General features: G+C 46.5%; 19 protein-coding genes. 5 read left to right on the top strand and 14 right to left on the bottom strand.

From position 1 onward, the window contains the following. Positions 1-84: 84 nt before the first annotated feature. From MUN34_RS14710 to MUN34_RS14730, 5 genes are all read right to left on the bottom strand, one after another. Entirely contained in the window at positions 85-714 is a 630-nt protein-coding gene (locus tag MUN34_RS14710; protein ID WP_026829172.1) for a response regulator transcription factor, read from the bottom strand. After that, on the bottom strand, positions 711-1,736 hold the full coding sequence (locus MUN34_RS14715) for a sensor histidine kinase (RefSeq protein WP_026829171.1): 1,026 nt from the start codon (positions 1,734-1,736) through the stop codon (positions 711-713). Before MUN34_RS14715 ends, MUN34_RS14710 begins: the two co-directional genes overlap by 4 nt. After that, a complete protein-coding gene (liaF, locus tag MUN34_RS14720; protein WP_012369506.1) occupies positions 1,733-2,452 on the bottom strand; it encodes a cell wall-active antibiotics response protein LiaF in 720 nt (239 codons plus the stop codon). The genes MUN34_RS14715 and liaF overlap by 4 nt, the downstream gene beginning before the upstream one ends. Before the next feature lie 59 nt (positions 2,453-2,511). Further along, entirely contained in the window at positions 2,512-3,135 is a 624-nt protein-coding gene (locus MUN34_RS14725) for a PspA/IM30 family protein (protein ID WP_247858184.1), read from the bottom strand. 62 nt (positions 3,136-3,197) lie between these two features. Continuing rightward, positions 3,198-3,575, bottom strand: coding sequence for a lmo0954 family membrane protein (locus MUN34_RS14730; protein ID WP_247858185.1), 378 nt, complete (start codon positions 3,573-3,575; stop codon positions 3,198-3,200). Positions 3,576-3,847: 272 nt separating this feature from the next. Between MUN34_RS14730 and rsgA the strand changes: the two genes are divergently transcribed. Beyond that, positions 3,848-4,897, top strand: a complete 1,050-nt coding sequence (rsgA, locus tag MUN34_RS14735) for a ribosome small subunit-dependent GTPase A (RefSeq protein WP_247858186.1) — start codon at positions 3,848-3,850, stop codon at positions 4,895-4,897. Between the two features lie 84 nt (positions 4,898-4,981). Here rsgA and abc-f read toward each other — a convergent pair whose 3' ends face one another. The 3 genes from abc-f to pflB form a co-directional block, all read right to left on the bottom strand. Beyond that, on the bottom strand, positions 4,982-6,658 hold the full coding sequence (gene abc-f, locus MUN34_RS14740) for a ribosomal protection-like ABC-F family protein (RefSeq protein ID WP_247858187.1): 1,677 nt from the start codon (positions 6,656-6,658) through the stop codon (positions 4,982-4,984). Positions 6,659-6,928: 270 nt separating this feature from the next. After that, the gene (gene pflA / locus MUN34_RS14745) at positions 6,929-7,651 is read right to left on the bottom strand and encodes a pyruvate formate-lyase-activating protein (RefSeq protein WP_247858213.1); all 723 of its coding nucleotides are present in this window, start codon (positions 7,649-7,651) and stop codon (positions 6,929-6,931) included. A gap of 24 nt (positions 7,652-7,675) precedes the next feature. Next, positions 7,676-9,925: a formate C-acetyltransferase gene (pflB, locus tag MUN34_RS14750; RefSeq protein WP_247858188.1), complete on the bottom strand. Its 2,250-nt coding sequence runs from the start codon at positions 9,923-9,925 to the stop codon at positions 7,676-7,678. 347 nt (positions 9,926-10,272) lie between these two features. On the opposite strand from pflB, the gene MUN34_RS14755 reads away from it, so the two are divergent. Genes MUN34_RS14755 through MUN34_RS14765 form a run of 3 tightly spaced genes read left to right on the top strand, consistent with a single transcriptional unit; the run spans position 10,273 to position 12,546 of the window. Then, positions 10,273-10,704, top strand: a complete 432-nt coding sequence (locus MUN34_RS14755) for a hypothetical protein (protein WP_026829164.1) — start codon at positions 10,273-10,275, stop codon at positions 10,702-10,704. A 28-nt stretch (positions 10,705-10,732) separates the two neighbouring features. After that, entirely contained in the window at positions 10,733-11,908 is a 1,176-nt protein-coding gene (locus MUN34_RS14760) for a DEAD/DEAH box helicase (RefSeq protein ID WP_131504209.1), read from the top strand. Then, entirely contained in the window at positions 11,905-12,546 is a 642-nt protein-coding gene (locus MUN34_RS14765; protein ID WP_026829162.1) for a hypothetical protein, read from the top strand. The genes MUN34_RS14760 and MUN34_RS14765 overlap by 4 nt, the downstream gene beginning before the upstream one ends. A 57-nt stretch (positions 12,547-12,603) precedes the next feature. On the opposite strand, the gene MUN34_RS14770 is transcribed toward MUN34_RS14765, so the two are convergent. The 6 genes from MUN34_RS14770 to MUN34_RS14795 form a co-directional block, all read right to left on the bottom strand. Continuing rightward, positions 12,604-14,397: a GGDEF domain-containing protein gene (locus tag MUN34_RS14770; protein ID WP_247858189.1), complete on the bottom strand. Its 1,794-nt coding sequence runs from the start codon at positions 14,395-14,397 to the stop codon at positions 12,604-12,606. 135 nt (positions 14,398-14,532) lie between these two features. Continuing rightward, positions 14,533-16,434, bottom strand: a complete 1,902-nt coding sequence (locus MUN34_RS14775; RefSeq protein WP_026829160.1) for an ABC-F family ATP-binding cassette domain-containing protein — start codon at positions 16,432-16,434, stop codon at positions 14,533-14,535. Between the two features lies 1 nt (position 16,435). Next, entirely contained in the window at positions 16,436-17,134 is a 699-nt protein-coding gene (locus tag MUN34_RS14780; RefSeq protein ID WP_247858190.1) for a lysophospholipid acyltransferase family protein, read from the bottom strand. 76 nt (positions 17,135-17,210) lie between these two features. Continuing rightward, positions 17,211-17,468 (bottom strand): hypothetical protein, encoded by a 258-nt coding sequence (locus MUN34_RS14785; RefSeq protein WP_012369519.1) that lies wholly within the window; start codon positions 17,466-17,468, stop codon positions 17,211-17,213. Positions 17,469-17,511: 43 nt separating this feature from the next. Then, on the bottom strand, positions 17,512-17,817 hold the full coding sequence (locus MUN34_RS14790; RefSeq protein WP_247858191.1) for a hypothetical protein: 306 nt from the start codon (positions 17,815-17,817) through the stop codon (positions 17,512-17,514). Between the two features lie 122 nt (positions 17,818-17,939). Beyond that, positions 17,940-18,107, bottom strand: coding sequence for a hypothetical protein (locus tag MUN34_RS14795; protein ID WP_012369521.1), 168 nt, complete (start codon positions 18,105-18,107; stop codon positions 17,940-17,942). A 222-nt stretch (positions 18,108-18,329) separates the two neighbouring features. On the opposite strand from MUN34_RS14795, the gene MUN34_RS14800 reads away from it, so the two are divergent. Continuing rightward, entirely contained in the window at positions 18,330-19,184 is an 855-nt protein-coding gene (locus MUN34_RS14800; protein ID WP_026829157.1) for a S1-like domain-containing RNA-binding protein, read from the top strand. Positions 19,185-19,248 lie beyond the last annotated feature (64 nt).

A 19,248-nucleotide genomic window follows, 5' to 3' on the forward strand; every position in this document is an offset into this window, starting at 1 on the left:
ACCGGGTTCCTCTGAGATACAGGAGGAACCCGGTCATTTTCATTGAGTATGAGAGCAATTGTAAGTATAGAAGAATACTGAAGATTACTTAACGATGTTGTGTTTAAACGCATAAACGACAGCTTGTGTACGGTCAACGACATCAAGCTTCGACAAGATGTTCGAAACGTGAGTTTTGACAGTCTTCAAAGAGATGAACAGCTCATCGGCAATTTCCTGGTTCGCCATTCCACGTGCCATCAGTTGCAAGACTTCCTGTTCACGTTCTGTCAAATCATCATGGAGATGGCTCGTTGGTTTTCTTAAACGTTCCATCATTTTACCGGTGACTTGCGCCGCCATGACGGATTGACCGCTTGCTGTTTTTCGAATCGCTTCCGCAATCTCAAAGGCACTTGCTGTTTTTAAGACGTAACTCATTGCACCGGCCTCGATGACAGGATAGACTTTTTCATCATCTAAAAAGCTGGTGACGACTAAAATCTTGGCATCTGGCCATTCTTTTCGAATCAAACGTGTTCCTTCAACCCCATCGACCGGCTCCATGACTAAATCCATTAAAACGACATCCGGACGATGTTTCAATGCAAGCTCAGCACCTGCTTGTCCATCTGATGCTTCTGCTACGACCTCGATATCTGCTTGAGTGGACAAAAAAGCAGAAACACCCGCACGGACCATTTCGTGATCATCGACTAATAACACACGTATCATACTTGCACCATCCGATCTTTTCTTAATTTTACTTCAATTTGCGTTCCTTGTCCCGGAACACTGACGAGACGAATCGTTCCACCCATCTCGGCTGTTCGTTCCCGCATCGAGTTGATGCCGTAAGAAGCGAGTTTTTTTTCATCGACGATAAAACCGACACCGTCATCATTCATGCTTAAGATGACTGTGTCATTGAATTGACGAAGTTCAATGTCCATATGTGAAGCTTTGGCATGACGCAAAGCATTGGTCAGCCCTTCTTGGACAATCCGGAACAATTCGTTTTCAATCGGGCGGGGTAATTCGATGGCTTCAAGCTTCCAACTCAACTCGGTTGACTGCTTTCTTGATAATTCTTCTAACAATTGAGTCAGACCTTGCTGAAGGGTCATACCTTCTAGTTCCACCGGTCGTAACTGTAACAAAAGGGAACGCATTTCTGACTGTGCCGTCTGGGCCATCGTTTCGACCAAATCAATTTGTTTGGCAGCTGTTTCCGGTTGCGTCAGAATCGTCTGTTTCGCTGCTGTCGTCATCATCGAGATGGCATACAGCTGCTGGGAAACAGAGTCGTGTAAATCACGGGCAAGCCGTTTTCGTTCCTCCGTGATGGCCTGGACACGGACTTGTTCGATATGTTGGGGACGGGTACTGATTTTTTGAACGGTTTCGACCTGTTCATCAATCCGTTTCCCGATACGGGACAGACGCGTCAGCGTATGGAAATAGGGACCGTTGACAATCGTCACTTCTTTTCCTTGTTCCAGTTCGATGATGGCCGTCGTAACTCTCTTGAAATCACGCCGTAAAAAGAAATAGTGGATACTGCCAACTGCTAACGGTAATAAAAGAGATAAACCGATGACAAGCAGAAAAACAGGAAAGTCCTGTTGACGGACGAAAAGTACATGCCAATTGACCTGGCGTGTACTTAAAAATAATAACGTCGTCATCACAGCCGTTAAAAAACCGGTCATGACCTGGAGTGCGATGACACCAAGCGGAAATTGATCACGTTTCATATCGAGGTCACCTCCACGTTCCCGATGCCGAGCATGACATGAATCCGGACTTTTCGGACAGCCTCGTCATATTCGGGGGCACGGTACTGGATTCGGCGGTTGAAGAAAGTAGGAATACGGCGGACATCTGTCTTGACGCTCCCGAAACCGATCGATGTGTCGAGTGTGTAGTCGTAACCGGACGGTAACAAGATCCGGACATCGCCGACGACACCACTGACAACGATCAGTGTCTCGCCTTCCGGAACATAGGCATGTGTCAAGTCGATTTCGAGATCACGAACGATGAATTGTTCACTCAAATCTTTTAAGACATAGGGCAGTTCTTGTTGTGTCGCAAACGAGTAGGCCGGTTGAATCTTAATGCCTTCCTCTTCGTAAAGACTCGGTGAAATTTTTGAGAAGAAAAATTCCCGGACAGAGTGACGTGTGACGAGAATGATTCCGAGATACAGCAAGATGCCGGCGATGACAAATCCAATCGCTGCTGAACTGAGGACGACACCGGCTAAGATGATTGTACCAACGATATAAAACAGGATAGCCAGTTTTTCATGATTTCTTTTTCGGAAATGAATCCCGACATAGTACAAGAGGAAAGGGAAAAGAACTCCGAATAACACGTTTCCCGCACCTGTCATCAAATCATAAAATAATCCGAGAGCAAACAGGATCGACACGTAGCCGACTAGTTGTTTTGTACTTAATCGTCGCACGGGCAATCTCCTTCCTGACATGACAAAGGGAGGCAAGAATGCCTCCTTCGTCCGAATACTTATTTTTGGAAACGACGTTCGAGATCGGCAATCCGGGCATCGATATCATCTTCTGCAATCGGAGCTTCCTCTTCCTTCGGTTCAGGTTCGTCTGTTGTAAATGGATGTTGTTCTTGTTTAATAGTAGCATTTGGTTCGCGTTCTAGCACCTGGTTCATCTTCGATTTTAAATTCGAGACGTTTTCGCGCATCATCCATTCATACCGTTTGTTTTGTAAATCTTCCAGCTTCAGTTTTAATTCCAGTGCTTCCCGTTCGAGCTGATTGAGCTCACGTTTCGTTTCGAAGATCAGTTCTTCAAAGAAACGGAACTGTTCCCCGTAATGTTTCGACTCGATCGCCGCCCGTTCCGCAAGTTCTTGTTCGTTCGCTTCTTTGGCGATTTCGACCTGCTTAAAGCGTTTGTCTGCCAACTCTTTTGCTTCATCTTGTTTATGCGTCAGTTCGACAAGCAACGTCCGCTGACGTTCAAGTAAACGATCAATTTCTTTTAAATCCGACTCAGTCGTCCGAATGTGGCGGACCAACTTCTTGGCAGGCGCTTCCCCTTGGTCGGCCGCTTTTTTAACTTCTGTCATCATTTGGTTCGCAAACTCGTTTAATTGATCAAATACATTTTTCATGAAAAATTCCTCCTTGGATGTTGGATCAGCAAAATGTTTGGCAGTGATGTACTGTCTGCGTATCAGCGTTTTTGATCGAGGTCTTTCCAATCGGCTTCAAAGTGGGTCGAAGTGGTTGGACGACGGCGGGCAAACAATTGATTTAAATCGACGCGTTGCATTTTCATGCGCATGTATCCGATGTAAAGTGCCAGTGCAGCAGCGATTCCGACGACAGCCCAAATGTTCGACAAGGCAAGACCGATTCCGAGTGCAGCGAGTAATCCGAATCCGATTTTCGCGAAAACTTTTGATGTTTGGACAAACTTACTGATGGCATAAAATGCGAGGAGCGCACCGAGCCCGAGTCCGATCATGTGCGGTAATGTACCGATGACGACAGCGAGAAGGGCGAGACCGGCAAGTGCCATCAAGACCTGTTTTCCTTTTGATTGCTTCATGATGAAGCCTCCTTTTTCTTGATACTCTTATCTTAAGGGAAGAAGCAGGGAGGCACGACGCCCTTCGGACCGTAATTGTCTCCGACTTGAGGCGGAGTATGAAGGTCTGACTTCCATAGCTTCGCTAGGTCCGGTCCGTATAATATGGTAAAATTCGACTAACAGAAACGAGAGGAGTGGTGTTTTTATGTATGCAATCAGCTACGTAACAGAAAACCATATCGGAACACAGGGAGGGGTTTCCCTCCCTTAAAATCAGAGGAGGAAACCAATTGAACGAATGGGGTAAAATACCGGCACATGAAGTCGGAATAAATGAACAGTTAGGTCGTATCACGGCAGCCTTTCAAAAGCAATTCCGTGTGATGACAGCTGACGGAGAAACATTAAGTGAGTTATCCGGAAAGTTGCGGTTTGAAGCCTTGACGAAAGCCGAACTGCCGGCAGTCGGGGACTGGGTGATTCAAACGGACCGTGAAGCAGGTAAGGGACGGATTGAACGTGTTTTGCCGCGGACTACGCAATTTTCCAGGAAAGCAGCCGGAACGGAAACTGAGGAACAAATCATCTGCGTGAATGTCGACGTCGCATTACTCGTCATGGCATTTGGACATGATTTTAACGTTCGCCGACTGGAGCGGTATTTGACGGTTGCCTGGGAAGCCGGGGTCACGCCACTTATCGTCTTGACGAAAAAAAGTTTAGCCGATTCGGTCGACGAGTTCCTGTCGGAGATAGAAGCAGTCGCCTTTGGGACACCGTATTTCGCTGTGGATTCATTGACGGGTGACGGGGTGGACGACTTAAAAGACGCTTTGCAACCAAATGAGACGATTGTGTTGGTCGGATCGTCCGGTGTCGGGAAATCAACACTCGTTAATGCTTTGGCAGGAGAACAGCTGATGGAAACGGGTGGCGTTCGGGAGGACGATGAGCGCGGACGGCATACGACGACACACCGGGAATTAAAACGGTTGTCGAGTGGCTTGTTACTCGTCGATACACCGGGTATGCGTGAACTCGGATTATGGGATGGAACCGAGGGATTGGCATCGACGTTTTCAGACATCGAGACGTTGGCAGAGTCCTGCCGTTTCCGTGACTGCCAGCACGGCGAAGAGCCAGGCTGTGCGGTTCAAGCCGCTTTGGCGAACGAAAGCTTGTCGCACGAACGGTGGGACAGCTTCCTGAAACTGAAACGTGAAGTCGCCTATGCGGAACGAAAACAAAATGTCGCCTTACAAGCAGCCGAAAAAGAGAAGTGGAAGAAGATCCACAAGCAGGCACAGGCCCGAACGAAACTGAAGTATCAAAAACGATGATTTAATTTAACATCACAAAACGAACGACGCCCTTCTGATTAAACAGAGAGGCGTCGTTCGTTTTGTTAAAAAAAGGTAAAGGATTTAATCCTGATCAAAATGAACAGTTCCCGTCAATTCATCGAGACGTCTTAAATCGTTCTGAATCGCTTGAATGTCACTTGGTTGTTGTTCCCGGAGTAGTTTCGTTCCGACAGGATGGACGACAGCTTCTTGATCTAACGCGATTGTCCGGTTCGAGAGTCGGTCATTGAAGTAACGATCGTGCGAAACGAACAACAGTTCACCCGGAAAGACATCGAGAGCCGCCTCGATTTGTTCGCGGGTCGTTAAATCCAAGTAGTTGGTCGGTTCATCCAAAATCAACAGACGGGCACCGGAAAAATAGAGGCGTAAGAAGGCGATCCGGCATCGCTCGCCCATGCTCGCTGCGTCAATTGGTTGATAGACCCGGTCACGCCGAAATAGAAAACAAGCGAGCAGCGTCCGCGCATCGGTCTCGGAAATCGTTGTCTCTTCCATCAAAGCGTCCAACAGAGAACCGGAAGTCGGTAAATTCGAAAGCGCCTGAGAAAAATAACCGGTCGTCAGGGACGGATGACGTATGATTGTTCCTTGAGTCGGATTCAGTTCACCTTGAATCAGACGGAGCAACGTCGTTTTTCCGGAACCGTTCCGACCGATGACGGCAATCCGGTCTCCTTGCTGGATGGAGAAGGTCAGCTGTTTCAATAGTGGGAGACTCGCGTAAGAAAAGGAAACGGCGTCCAATGAAAGCAACTGCTTTGCTGCAAAGGATGCGGCTTCAAACGCGACATGAACGGACGGTGCCGCTTCTGGTTTGGCAACCCGTTGATCCAGGACCTGTTCGAGCTGTTTTTCTTTTGCTTTGAACTTTTTCGCTTGTTTGGTTGCCTTTTTCTTGGCGTATGGATCGCGTTCGCTTGCATGGGCGACAGCTTGTTGATGCCAGTTTTGGTATTGATGGATCATCCGCTTCAGTTCTTTGCGTGTTTTTTCCTGTTTTTCATATTCGCGTTCTTGGGTCAGGCGTTCCTGTTCTTTTTGCTGGCGATACGTTTGATAGTTGCCTTTATAACGTGTTGCGAGACTCGGTGTCAGCTCAATGACGGCATCGGCCGTTGCATCGATGAAGGCACGTTCATGTGACACGTAAAGAATCGCGATGGGTGTCTGGTGCATCCATTCAATCAACCAATCCAATGTGTCGGCATCCAAGTGATTGGTCGGCTCGTCTAGCAGAATGAAATCTGGTTGTTGGACCAACAGACAGGCGAGTTGGATGCGGGTCTGTTCGCCTCCGCTGAGTGTGTCAAAGGGGTGAGACCAGACGTATTCAGGCAGTTGAACTTCTTTTAATGCACGTGCTGCGTCCGCTTCGAGTGAAAAAGCATCAACATCCAAAGCGACTTGGTACGCTTCGATGGATGGCGAGTGGAGTGTTTGTTCCCGTGCCTGATAACGAACTTGATCGGCTTGCTCGACCAGGCGAAGTGCCGGTTCATCAGAAGAGAGGTGTTGGGCGACATGACCGGCGTTTGTATAGGCACGGAAGATATCGCCGGACGTCGGCTTGATCTGTTGGAGGATGATTTGTAATAACGTGGTCTTCCCGACGCCATTGGCACCGACCAAGGCGACATGCTCACCCGGATGAACGGAAAACGAGATGTGTTGGAACAACGTCTGTTGCGGAAGCTCAACGTGTAAATCGTGAATCGATAAGATTTCAGTAGGCATATTCTCAGCTCCTTAGGAGTTCATTTCGATACAGATGAAATGAAAACACACCATCCGAAAGCGAGCGGATGGTGTGCAGGAGTGCAGATCAAAGAAGGTATCTTCCTGATGAGGGAAATACCGAAAATGAGCAGACTCGTAGCGTCAGTCATCCGCAACTCATTGCGAAAGTGATGAATTCTTTCATCATTAGACAGTAGCGAGTGAATGCTTCATTTCGGTATTGTACCTCCTATTCATAGACTATGTGTTCAGTGTAGCAACTTGTCGTCAGCAAGACAAGTAAGAATCGAGTAATGCTTGAGCAGTCGTTGCTTCTTCCGGACTCGGCGGCAGAACATCCGCCAATGGATAGTCGAGACCAAGCGCTTCCCATTTGTAGACGCCAAGCTGATGATAAGGAAGGACTTCGACCCGTTCGACATTCCCGAGTGTCCGGATGAATTCGCCCGTCTGTCGAAGGAACGTCTCCGTCATCGTCAAACCGGGCACGAGGACGTGGCGGATCCAGACGGGAATGTTTCGCTCCGCCAACCGTTTGGCAAAGGCAAGTGTATTGGCATTACTGCGTCCGGTCAGAATCCGGCAGGTGGCGTCATCGATATGTTTAATATCAAGTAAAACAAGATCCGTATAGTCGAGAATCCGGTCAATATTTTTCGGGACGACCGAACCGGCTGTATCGATGACGGTATGCAAGCCTTTTTGTTTTGCTTCCCGAAGTGCGGCTTCCAAAAATTCCGGTTGGGCAAGCGGTTCTCCGCCGGAAAATGTGATACCACCGCCTGTCGCTTCGAAAAATGATCGGTAACTTTCCGCTTCTTCAATGATTTCCGTTGCCGAGACGGAACGACCACATCCGAATTCCCACGTATCCGCATTGTGGCAGTATTGGCAACGTAAAGGACAGCCTTGCGTGAAGACGATGAAGCGAATACCCGGTCCGTCGACCGTGCCGCAGGATTCAACAGAATGAATCGTTCCGTATGTCATAGCCATTTCAGTCCTTTCTTTCAGTTAAAGTGCACCGTGGAACGTCCGGTTGATGACGTCGATTTGCTGTTCGCGGGTCAACTTGATGAAGTTGACGGCGTAACCGGAAACGCGGATCGTCAATTGTGGATAGAGTTCCGGATGTTCCATCGCATCGAGCAATGTTTCCCGGTCGAAGACATTGACGTTTAAGTGATGTCCTTTTGAAGTAGTTCCGCCCATATAGCCGTCAAGCAGTCCGACTGTATTTCGAATTCGTGTCGATTCATCTTTCCCCAGTGCTTTCGGGACGATGGAGAACGTGTAGGAAATGCCGTCAAGGGCATGTTCATACGGTAATTTCCCGACGGAAGTCAACGCAGCGACGGCCCCCTTCGTATCCCGACCATGCATCGGGTTGGCTCCCGGTGCGAATGGTTCACCAGCCCGTCGTCCATCTGGCGTATTGCCGGTTTTTTTGCCGTAGACGACATTTGAAGTAATCGTCAAGACGGATTGAGTCGGTAAAGCATCGCGGTACGTCGGATGTTTCCGGATTTTTTCCATAAACAGTTTGACGAGATCAACCGCCATCTGATCAACCCGTTGATCATTATTTCCGAATTTCGGGAAGTCACCTTCGATTTTAAAATCAACGGCGATTCCATCTGCATCACGAATCGGGGAAACTTTAGCATAACGAATGGCAGACAGACTGTCGGCGACGACGGACAGTCCGGCGATACCGCAAGCCATCGTCCGTAAGATTTCTGGATCATGCAACGCCATTTCAATCCGTTCGTAACTGTATTTATCATGCATGAAATGGATGACGTTCAACGTATTGACATAGAGTTCCGCCAACCAGTCGAGTTGACGGTCGTACGCGGCCATGACCGTTTCATAATCCAAGACGTCATCTAAAATCAAATCGGTTTTTGGAGCGACTTGAATTTTAAGTTTTTCATCCATGCCGCCGTTTAACGTATAGAGGAGTGCTTTTGCCAAGTTCGCCCGTGCTCCGAAAAATTGCATCTGTTTTCCGATTTTCATGGCGGAAACACAGCACGCGATGCCGTAGTCGTCGCCGTAAATCGGCAACATCAAATCATCATTTTCATACTGGATCGAACTGGACATAATCGACATCTTGGCACAAAATTCTTTAAAGCCGCGCGGTAGTTGTGTGGACCAAAGGACCGTCAGATTCGGTTCTGGAGCCGGACCGAGATTGACGAGTGTCTGCAGGAAGCGGAACGAACTTTTCGTGACGTTGGAGCGGCCGTCCTCACTCATCCCGCCGATGGATTCCGTGACCCAGGTCGGATCACCGGAGAATAAATCATTGTAGTCCGGGGTACGCAAGAATTTGACGATTCGCAGTTTCATGACAAAATGATCGACCAGTTCCTGTGCTGTTTGTTCCGTCAAATGTCCGGTCTGCAAATCACGTTCGATATAAATATCGAGGAACGTTGAGACGCGGCCAAGTGACATCGCAGCCCCATTTTGTTCTTTGATGGCAGCAAGATAAGCGAGGTAAACCCACTGGAACGCCTCTTGTGCGGTTTCAGCAGGACGGGATAGGTCACAATCATAACGATTGCCGAGTTCGGTCAGTTCCTGCAATGCACGAATTTGCTCATTCATTTCCTCACGGTCCCGGATCATCGATTCGGATAAAAAGCCGCCACGGTTCTGTAAGTCTTGTTTCCGTTGCTCAATCAAGTACGCTGTTCCGTATAACGCAACGCGACGGTAATCACCGATGATCCGACCACGTCCATATGCATCTGGAAGACCGGTGATGATACCTGCTTTTCGGGCGGCACGCATTTCGGGAGTATAGGCATCGAACACGCCTTGATTATGTGTTTTCCGGTATTCACTGAACGTCCGTGTCACAACAGGATCTGCCTTAAAACCATAGGCCTCGAGCGCATCGTTAACCATCCGGATTCCGCCGTTCGGATGAATCGAGCGTTTGAACGGTTCATCCGTTTGGAGACCGACGACTTTTTCTAAGTCACGATCGAGGTATCCGGGGCCGTGTGACAGGATCGTTGATGGTGTCGCAGCGTCAACGGCATATACACCACCGCGTGTCCGCTCTTCGCTTGTCAAACTCATGATTTGTTGCCACAGTGTTTCCGTAGCAACTGTTGGTCCTGCGAGAAACTGATCATCCCCTCGATATTCTGTCCGGTTTCGACGGATGAAATCTGCTACGTCAATCTGATCGTTCCACGTTCCTGTTTCGAATTGTTGCCATGCTGGTGTTTTTTCAAGTAACATTACGAACACTCCTTTGTTTGTAAGGTGAACAGTCCAAGATATATCCCTTATGTGAATAGTGTAACAAACATTAGAAGGGAAGAGTTTTACATCCCGGTGAAAGCGTAAGAGACTTGAAAAACGTTGGTATAGAAGGGATTCGTCAAATGTGTACCAGTGATTGGAACATGCTCAAAAAACAGAAAAAGGTTGAAATACAGCCATATTTTAAAATCTGTATCACTATTTTGATGCTCATCTGAACAAGACAGTTCGAATCGTGATAAAAGTCACACCGGGTTATCTTGTATTTTTATGACGTATCGTTGACAATGAAAAAGGGAATATAGACCGTGGAGGTGCATAAAATGGATTTTTTGCTGTTGGAAGACCGTGCCGATTATAGAACAGGTGATTGGGTGACGTTAAAAGTATCGACTGAAGGAACACCGAGAACAGGAATGATTACGGAGTTTGAGGAAGATGGATTTTGGATTCGTTTTGAAGATGACTTTGATTTTGAAGACTTCATCGGATATAAAGAAAAATACTTGGCGAAGCTGATTCGTCGCCCGAGTGATGTCCGATCCGATTACCCGGTGCTCAGTCAGTTTCCGAAACTGGCGGATGAACTTCAAGACCGGGTCATTCAAGGGTTTGATATTTTGACGGAAGAAATAAAGAATGACCAGGAAGTGGTATATCACATCCGGCTCATCGACGCAGGAAACGAATACACACAAACGTTACGTGGTCTGCGTGACGAAACGACCGATCAATTTGAATATGTCACAGAATGATGCAGAAGAGAGTAGGAGAATACACGTTATGGACTTTATGAAGCCTTTTATTACAGAAGCATGGGAGCGCGCCCGCTTCGAAAAAATGATGCCGGTTCAAGAACAGGCAATTCCATTATTACGCGAAAGAAAAGATGTTTTGGTCGAAGCACCGACCGGGACTGGGAAAACATTAGCATATGTCATCCCGGCATTAGAATTGATTGATGAAAATGAACCGCATATCCAAGTCGTGATTACAGCACCGACACGTGAGCTGGTCATGCAAATCCATCAAGTCATTCAACTGTTTTCGCAAGGAAGCGGCATTAAATCAGGTGCCTTCATTGGTGGCGTCGAACTCAAACGCCAGCATGAACGATTGAAGAAAAAACCGCAAATCATCGTCGGTACACCGGGACGACTCGTCGAACTGATTGATTCTAAAAAAATGAAGATGCATAAAGTAAAACTGATTGTTTTAGATGAAGCCGATCAAATTTATGAGAGCGGCATGAGCGCCTCGGCAACACGAATTGCCAACAGTGCACTTCGTGATCGTCAGCTGGCCTTCATCTCGGCGACATTGCCGGAACGAACGGCAGAGTGGGGAAAAACATTATTTGCGAACGAGCCTGCACGGATTAAAGTAGAACGTGTGATGAGTACACAAGTGAAATTCGGTTACATCGAAATGTCACGCCGTCTTAAACCGGAATACTTACGTCGCCTGGCGAACATGCAGGGAGCGAAAGTATTGACGTTCATCAATAACCGCTCATTCCTTGGACCATTAAACGGCGAACTCAGTAAGTTCTCATTAAAATACCGAATTCTTGACGCCGAAAAAGGAAAACGGGAACGGATGGAGACACTCCGTTCATATAAACGGGGCGAGTTCCCATTGCTCGTGACGACGGGCCTCGCAGCCCGTGGACTCGACATCGAAGCGGTCACCCATGTCGTCCATTATGATTTACCTGAGTCATTTGACGATTTCGTTCACCGTTCAGGACGGACAGGACGCGGGAATGCATCCGGTATGGTCCTTGCCCTCGTCACGGATCACGATTTGAAACACCTGAAGACACTGACTAAACAAATGGGTGTGGAAATGGAAGAGATGGAAATCTATCGTGGCGAAGTGATTCCGAAACGGGAACACACGGAACCCGAAACAATCAAACGACCGGCGAACCCACACCGGAAAGGACCGACACGATGAAAAGTGAGCGAAAGATAATCCCTTTTCCGACGACTGTATCGGAAGCAGAGATGAATACGGCACTTAAGACGATGTATCAAGAGGCCGCAACGGCTAGAAGTACAGACTGGGTGGCATTCATCGAAGAAATCGCAACAGAAGGACGTTGGTATTTGAAAGACGCCGAACTGTTCCGTGATTTATTCGTCGATTGGGCGATTTTCTATGAAACGGATGAACAAGGGAAAACGCCTCACGGCCGCTTTTTAGAACAGGTCAAGGAAGACATGTCACCAAGTCTGTATCGGGCGCTGAGAGGTTTGGCGGATCCGGTTCCCTCCCTGTTTGTTGTTGAGGAAGAGCGGGTCGTCGACATCATGTCAAAACAGACGTATCAGACGGATTTAGCAGAAATTGAAGTCGAGCCCGGTGATTTGTTGGTCGGTAAACTTCTTTATATCTCGGGGAAATGGCGTTTTGCGATTGCTTACATGAAAGTCGCCAAAGCATTAGTTCCAGAAGTCCGGATCCTTTTAGCTGATTTCGTGGACGAAGTGGGAGAAGATGCCTTGTTACGCCAATATCCCGAATTTTGTGCCGAGTTGATTGATTTATTACTCGATATCGAAGAAGGAAACATCGCACCACGTCCAGAATAATCAAAACCGGCCTTTCCGTAATCATTCGGAAGGGCCGTTTTTTTTGGACTGGTACACTCATTCAATCTCGGAACGATAAATCCCAATTCCATTTTTACCTTGATGTTTCACACGATACATTGCTAAATCAGCCTGTTTGAGCCATTGTTCTAAATCGGATTCCAGATCGTGGCGTGCGACGCCGACGCTGGCAGATACACGTAACCGTTGTCCGTGGTACTGATAAGGTTTCGACAGATCATTCAAGAAAACTTTACAGCGTCGTCTTAATGAAACTTCATCTTTCGCCGAAGTCAGTAAAGCAAATTCATCCCCGCCAAGCCGGTAAACCGATTCGTCAGCAGATAATTCGTTCGCAAGGCGTTGCGCTACTTCTATCAAGATATAGTCTCCAGCTTCATGACCGTAGGTATCATTAATTTGTTTGAAGCCGTCCAGGTCGATCAAAGCTAAATAATTCAAGGGCGGTATTTTTTCACTGAATGTTTTCTCTAAAGAACGACGATTGCCGATGTGCGTTAAACCGTCATGATAAGCGTGGTATTCGATTTGCTGTTGACGTGCCATGCGTTCGGTCACATCATGCAGGATTAAGAAGTGACCAACGGCAGTATCAGAAATCTTGATCGGAATCAGAATCAATTCAAATTGTTGATTCGCTTCATTTTGATAATGGTTCGTTCCTGTCTGCAAGACAGTCTGAACATGTTGCAATTCGTCAGTCAAATGGTTGATTGTCATGGCGGAGAGACCAAAAATTCGTTGAGCAGCCCGATTCGCAAAAATGGGTTCTTGATGCTGATTAAAACGAACGATGGGGTCAGGGTGTCCGAGGAACAATGGGATGACTTGCTGTTCGCTGGCTTTAATTTGTTCTGTTCGCCGCTCAACCCGTATTGCTAACTGTTCATTCCGGGTATCCAACTGATGGACGATGGATGTATGTTGCCGTGTGATGAAGATTTGACGGACAATCAATAACAACAAGATGACAAAAACGTCCCGTTTTTGTCCATCCTCGTCGACGAAATAATGAAGAAACAACGGCAAAGATAACAGTGGGAGCCAGGAGCGTTGGACGATAGACGACTTGTTAGTCCCTTCATAGATATGATCAATGTGCCAAAGGATGGCCGCACTTTGGGCCAGACGGATAAGAATCGGTGAGAAAATCAGATACTGCATCGTGAACGCCGGAAAGTAGACGGACGATATTTCATAAAGGCCACGAATGAAAATTGATAAAAAGAGCAGAAGTAAAGTTGTCCGTGATACCCAATGGGTGTCTTGGATAAAGAAAAAATAAAAGAAAACAAACAGACCGAGTGACGTATTGACGATGACAACAAGCGAATACGGGAACGGATTGACTGCGGGATCGATCAGTTCATTTAGAATATGATAAGCAATTAGTGCGAAAAAAATGACTAAAATGAGGGCATCCATAAAAGCTAAAAGGTGTTGACCAAAACTTTTTTTAGAAGCAATCCGGTAAAAAATAGCATATAAAAATAAGTAATGTGATAAGGAAAACAAGACCAGGCTGTAGAGTCCGGAAAAACTTTCGCTCGAGCTGAACAGATGAATGGTTTCTAAAATGGAACCGATGGCCGATAGACATAAAGAACCAAGAGCAAGCAGCCAAAAATTGCGTCTTGGAACGATGAGAAGCTGTTCTTGTTTATAGGCGACCAATATAAAAAAGGCAATCAACGCCAACGACAGATACAGTAGGACTTGCTCAACGATAAGATTCGGAATCGATTTGTTTGCAGAGGAAATTACCATCAATACTGTGGAAATAATCAGTAAGGGTGGAAACCATTTTATGAAATAGGGAGATCGTTGCATGAAATTGCCTCCTCACATGAGTTGTTTATCTTTTTCTCATCATACACTGCTTTTGTCCGGTTCATGTGATTCAAAAAAATAAACCGTATCCGTCCGTCGTGTTGACGAAAGGATACGATTCATAAGAAAACAAGATTACTTTTTATAGCTTTCGTACGCTTCAACTTTTTCGGACAGGTAAGTCCAGTATTCCATCAACTGATCGACTTTTGCTTTCGCTTGTCCGATTTGCTGGTAGAGGTCGTTAACCTGACCTAAATCGCTCCCGGAGGAAGCCAGCTTTTGTTCAAGAGATTCGGCCTGAAGTTCAGCTTCTTCAATTTGAGACTCAATCGTTTTCCAGTCGAGTTGTTCTTGATAACTTAATTTCTTAGGTGCTTCGGCAGGCGGTATCTCCACAGGGGCAGCGTCTTTGATGACAGGCGTAGTTTCGATAGTCGTAGACGGGAGTTCCCGTTGCTCCAAATAATCGGTATATTGACCATAATAAGACACGATATCGCCGTTTTCGAATGCCAATAACCGGTTCACGACACGGTCGAGGAAATAGCGATCATGACTGACCGTGATGACCGTTCCGGGGAACGAATCAAGGTAATCTTCTAAAACGGATAACGTTTCCGTATCCAGGTCGTTGGTCGGCTCGTCAAGGAAGAGGACATTTGGTTCATCCATCAGGATTGTGAGCAGTTTTAACCGTCGTTTTTCACCACCGGATAATTTACCAATCGGTTTATATTGTGCTTCTGGTTTAAACAGAAATTGTTCAAGCATCTGACCTGCTGTGATTTCTTGACCGTCTAACGTCGTGATGACTTGGGCGATCCGTTCGACTTCTTCAATGACGCGCCGGTTAGGGTGACTGAATTCTGCGAACTGACCGTAGAATCCGACTTTTACGGTTTCGCCGTGAATAATGTCACCGCCCGTCGGTTCTAGACGCTTGGCGAGGATGGATAATAAAGTGGACTTGCCGCTCCCGTTTCGGCCGACGATTCCGTATCGTTCCTTACGACCGAATAGCCAATTGAAGTCACTGAACAACGTCCGGTCGCCAAACTGATGCCGGACATCAACCGCCTCGATGACTTTTTTACCGAGTCGTGTTGAACCGACCTGAACTTCGAGTGATGCTTCGTCTTCTTCGTAAGAAAGTTCTTGCAAGGCATCGACGCGTTGAATCCGTGCTTTTTGTTTCGTTGTCCGTGCTTTCGCCCCGCGTCGTAACCAGGCGAGTTCCCGCCGCAGTATATTTTGACGTTTTTCCTCCATAGAGGCTGTCCGTTCCCGGCGTTCCGCACGCTTTTCCAAGAACGATTCATAATTACCGACATAAAAGTAGGCTGTTCCATTTGCGATCTCCATCATATGGTTCGTGACACGGTTCAAGAAGTAGCGATCATGGGTGATCAGTAAAATCGCCCCGCGATATTCTTTGATTTGTGATTCAAGCCAAGTAATCGTCTCGGCATCGAGTTCGTTTGTGGGCTCATCGAGTAGTAGAAGATCAGCTTCGTCGAGCAACGCTTCAGCTAGTCCGACACGTTTTCGTTGTCCGCCTGACAACGAACCGATAGTTGCTTCAAGATTCGTGATACCGAGTTTGTTTAAAATCATTTTGAGGCGGGATTCTGTATCCCAGGCATTGGCAGCATCAATTTCTGTTTGTGCACTGATGAACCGTGTCAATAACGTTTCATTGCTCGGGTCTTGCTCAAGCGCCAATCGTGCGACCTCGTAGTGACGAAGTGCGTTGATGGTTGGTGTATTACCGGACAACAAGACTTGCATGACCGTTTGATCTTCCGGATAATCCGTTGACTGGGACAGTAGACGGATTCGGTAGTCATTCGGATGTTGCAGCTCACCCGAGTCCGGCGTTTCTTGCCCGGCTAATATATGCAGTAACGTTGATTTTCCGGTACCATTGACACCGATGATTCCGATCCGGTCACCGGGACTGACGGAAAACGTCACGTCTTCGAATACGATTTTATCGGCAAATTCTTTTTTTAGTTGATCAACTTTAAGTAACATGTCAGACTCCTTCTACAATTTCCTTGATTTGTTGTTCGACGAGAACGACTAATTCCTTTTGCGACATTGATTTAGGATCAATCGGCTTTAGAATCGTGACGTCAACAGTCGCCGGGCGAATACGTCCGGTTTCCTCCATGACACGATAACTGCCCGAAATCGCAATCGGAACGACAAGTGCACCACTTGATGTGGCCAGCGTAAAACTCCCCGCCTTGAACTCGGCGACAGGACCGCCCTTAGAACGTGTACCTTCCGGGAAAATAATCATCGACTGCCCATCTTTAATCGTTTCGATTCCAGCCCGGATGGCCTTTAACGACTGCCGTCGATCTTTGCGGTCAATCATGACACATCCCATCAGATTCATCCAGACATTGACGATGGGAATCTTATTGACTTCAATTTTTGAGATGAAGGCCTTTGGTTTATCAATTTTTCCGAGAAGAATCGGAACATCAAAATTACCTTGATGATTGGCGATAAAGACAACCGGTTGATCGGCCGGAATGTGTTCCTGACCGGTCATCCGGACTTTGACTCCGGCAAGACGGAGTAATGAATTTGCCCAGGCGTAAGCAACTTTTTGTGTGTACGCGTACCGTGCGGCATGCGTTCGACGTTTTGCCCCGGGGAGAAACGGTAATGTAAGGGGTAGAACCAGTCCAAAAAAAATGAACCAGATGATTGTACGTAACATAGTGGCATCAGTCTCCTTTTCTTCTTTCGTTATTATTGTACAAAAAAAGACCGGGTATCGCACCCAGTCTTCGTCATCATTCCCAATAACGAGGTTCAGACTCTTCTTCGGTCTCTCCAAGTTCAAACGTCAAGCGACGGGTCGTCGGATCAATCGAGAAAGAAGCGTTAGTATTATCAATCTGTTTGATTTCCATCGATTCCTCGTCGAGGATTAATGTCAGTCGGACCTTATCTTCGTGATCGACAAGCAAGACGCCGTCTTCTTTTAACCACAGGTCGATGACAGGCGAGTAACGAAGGGTCCAACCGTTGGATAAGGGAATTTCATTCATAATGACTCAGTTCCTCCTAGTAATACGAAGTTAAATCGGTTCTTTATTTATCATGCTGTTCTGTCGCTGATAATGCAAGTGGTGGAATTGATTCCCGTTGATCGTAAGATAATTGATACGATTGTTCCCGCTTTTTCATACGTTCATACTGTTTTTTGACTCGACGGTGTTGCACGTATTCATGATAGGACTGGTGAGATGTCCGAATGAGCTGTCTGAAGGAAGAGAGCGATAAGCAAATGGCGAGTGTAAAAACAAATACACCGATTGAATCTGTATAATAGCCGGTCGTATAACTCAAATATGTACTGATGAGACCCGTAAACGTCGTGAAAAGATAAAACCACATGACATGCCCTCCTTGTTTAGATGATATACATCTTTTAAGGAATTCGTGACGAAACCATGATTTCCTGTATCGCCCTGTAAAACTTCGGGAAAAATAAAAAATCCACACGCTTGGTGTAGATTTTACGGAGTATCGATATGTTGGAGTGCAGGTGTCTTCGGAGACAGGTCTGTACTGTTCGAGCCTTCTGCAAAAACGATTCCGATCGTTGCGAGGAATGCGAAAAAAGCAAATACCAATGTTTTTGTGAAGCGTCTTGCGAAAGAACGCGATTGAATGTTATGAAACATGTTTTTCCCCCATATTTAACTAAACTAAACCTTCTTTTTCCTATTGTTTTATCATATCTCTTTTTTTCAAAAAAATCACTCAAATCAGAACCGTTCACAAAAATGTCATATTTGTTCACTTTTGCTTCATGTCAGAGAGGGGATGAAAAAGAGTATAGTATGATAGGTGATACGAACAAACCGGGAAAAATGATGGAAACAACAGAAGGGAGATGACCACTCATGGCATTACGCGCAGGACAGGTTGTCACATTAAAAGTAGAACGGGAAGCAGATTTTGGTGTTTTCTTGAGTAACGGGGAAGAAGACATCTTACTTCATAATAATGAACAAACGAAAAAACTGGAACTCGATGAAGAAGTAGAGGTCTTCCTTTACCAAGACAACGAAGGGCGACTCGCCTCTTCGATGACGATTCCAGAAGCGTCATTTGAAGATTACGTCAAAACAACGATCAACGGGACACGTTATAATACAGGAGTGTTCGCAAACATCGGCATTCAAAAAGACGTGTTAGTATCACTCGATGATTTGCCACAGCGCCGGACATTTTGGCCGGAAGAAGGAGATCAGCTTTACATCCGCCTGAAGCACGATCAAAAACTTCGTTTGCTTGGAGATCCGGCTCCCTATGCCTATTTCAACTTACAGGCAAAACCAGCACCGGAAGAGTGGAATAACATGGATGTTGAAGGGCTCGTCTTTGCTCAACGGGACCCTGGTGTAAACGTTTGGGTCAATGAACAAACGATTGGTTTTCTCCATGAACAAGAGATGGAACGGTGGCCCCGACTTGGAGAAGTTATGAAATTACGGGTGACAAATGTGAAGCCAGATGGTACAGTATTACTTTCAGCAAGACCACGTGCTCACGAGGCAATCGACATCGATGCGGATTTGATCATGAATCATCTGCTTGAACATGATGGTCAGATGACGTATGGTGATAAGACACCTCCTGAGACGATTGATGAGGTATTTGGCCTAAGTAAGGCTGCCTTCAAACGTGCTTTAGGTCGATTGTTGAAAGACAAAAAAATAGAAAAACATGAAACGGGTATTCGGTTAACGAAATAAGTTGACCAACTTAAGCCTACGTTTCGAATAAATAGTTAGGAATTCATCATTTTGGTGGTTGCGG

The sequence above is a fragment of the Exiguobacterium sp. 17-1 genome, from assembly GCF_023096305.1.
In the GTDB taxonomy this organism is placed as follows: Bacteria; Bacillota; Bacilli; order Exiguobacteriales; family Exiguobacteriaceae; genus Exiguobacterium_A; species Exiguobacterium_A sibiricum_A.

What these genes read in the sequence shown, in the direction of transcription:
- MUN34_RS14725 (WP_247858184.1), bottom strand. Translation starts at nt 3,135, where the DNA reads ATGAAAAATGTATTTGATCAATTAAACGAGTTTGCGAACCAAATGATG.
- MUN34_RS14795 (WP_012369521.1), bottom strand. Translation starts at nt 18,107, where the DNA reads ATGTTTCATAACATTCAATCGCGTTCTTTCGCAAGACGCTTCACAAAA.
- MUN34_RS14780 (WP_247858190.1), bottom strand. Translation starts at nt 17,134, where the DNA reads ATGTTACGTACAATCATCTGGTTCATTTTTTTTGGACTGGTTCTACCC.
- MUN34_RS14800 (WP_026829157.1), top strand. Translation starts at nt 18,330, where the DNA reads ATGGCATTACGCGCAGGACAGGTTGTCACATTAAAAGTAGAACGGGAA.
- MUN34_RS14775 (WP_026829160.1), bottom strand. Translation starts at nt 16,434, where the DNA reads ATGTTACTTAAAGTTGATCAACTAAAAAAAGAATTTGCCGATAAAATC.
- abc-f (WP_247858187.1), bottom strand. Translation starts at nt 6,658, where the DNA reads ATGCCTACTGAAATCTTATCGATTCACGATTTACACGTTGAGCTTCCG.
- MUN34_RS14730 (WP_247858185.1), bottom strand. Translation starts at nt 3,575, where the DNA reads ATGAAGCAATCAAAAGGAAAACAGGTCTTGATGGCACTTGCCGGTCTC.
- pflB (WP_247858188.1), bottom strand. Translation starts at nt 9,925, where the DNA reads ATGTTACTTGAAAAAACACCAGCATGGCAACAATTCGAAACAGGAACG.
- MUN34_RS14710 (WP_026829172.1), bottom strand. Translation starts at nt 714, where the DNA reads ATGATACGTGTGTTATTAGTCGATGATCACGAAATGGTCCGTGCGGGT.
- MUN34_RS14760 (WP_131504209.1), top strand. Translation starts at nt 10,733, where the DNA reads ATGGACTTTATGAAGCCTTTTATTACAGAAGCATGGGAGCGCGCCCGC.
- MUN34_RS14715 (WP_026829171.1), bottom strand. Translation starts at nt 1,736, where the DNA reads ATGAAACGTGATCAATTTCCGCTTGGTGTCATCGCACTCCAGGTCATG.
- MUN34_RS14785 (WP_012369519.1), bottom strand. Translation starts at nt 17,468, where the DNA reads ATGAATGAAATTCCCTTATCCAACGGTTGGACCCTTCGTTACTCGCCT.
- MUN34_RS14765 (WP_026829162.1), top strand. Translation starts at nt 11,905, where the DNA reads ATGAAAAGTGAGCGAAAGATAATCCCTTTTCCGACGACTGTATCGGAA.
- MUN34_RS14770 (WP_247858189.1), bottom strand. Translation starts at nt 14,397, where the DNA reads ATGCAACGATCTCCCTATTTCATAAAATGGTTTCCACCCTTACTGATT.
- MUN34_RS14755 (WP_026829164.1), top strand. Translation starts at nt 10,273, where the DNA reads ATGGATTTTTTGCTGTTGGAAGACCGTGCCGATTATAGAACAGGTGAT.
- pflA (WP_247858213.1), bottom strand. Translation starts at nt 7,651, where the DNA reads ATGACATACGGAACGATTCATTCTGTTGAATCCTGCGGCACGGTCGAC.
- MUN34_RS14790 (WP_247858191.1), bottom strand. Translation starts at nt 17,817, where the DNA reads ATGTGGTTTTATCTTTTCACGACGTTTACGGGTCTCATCAGTACATAT.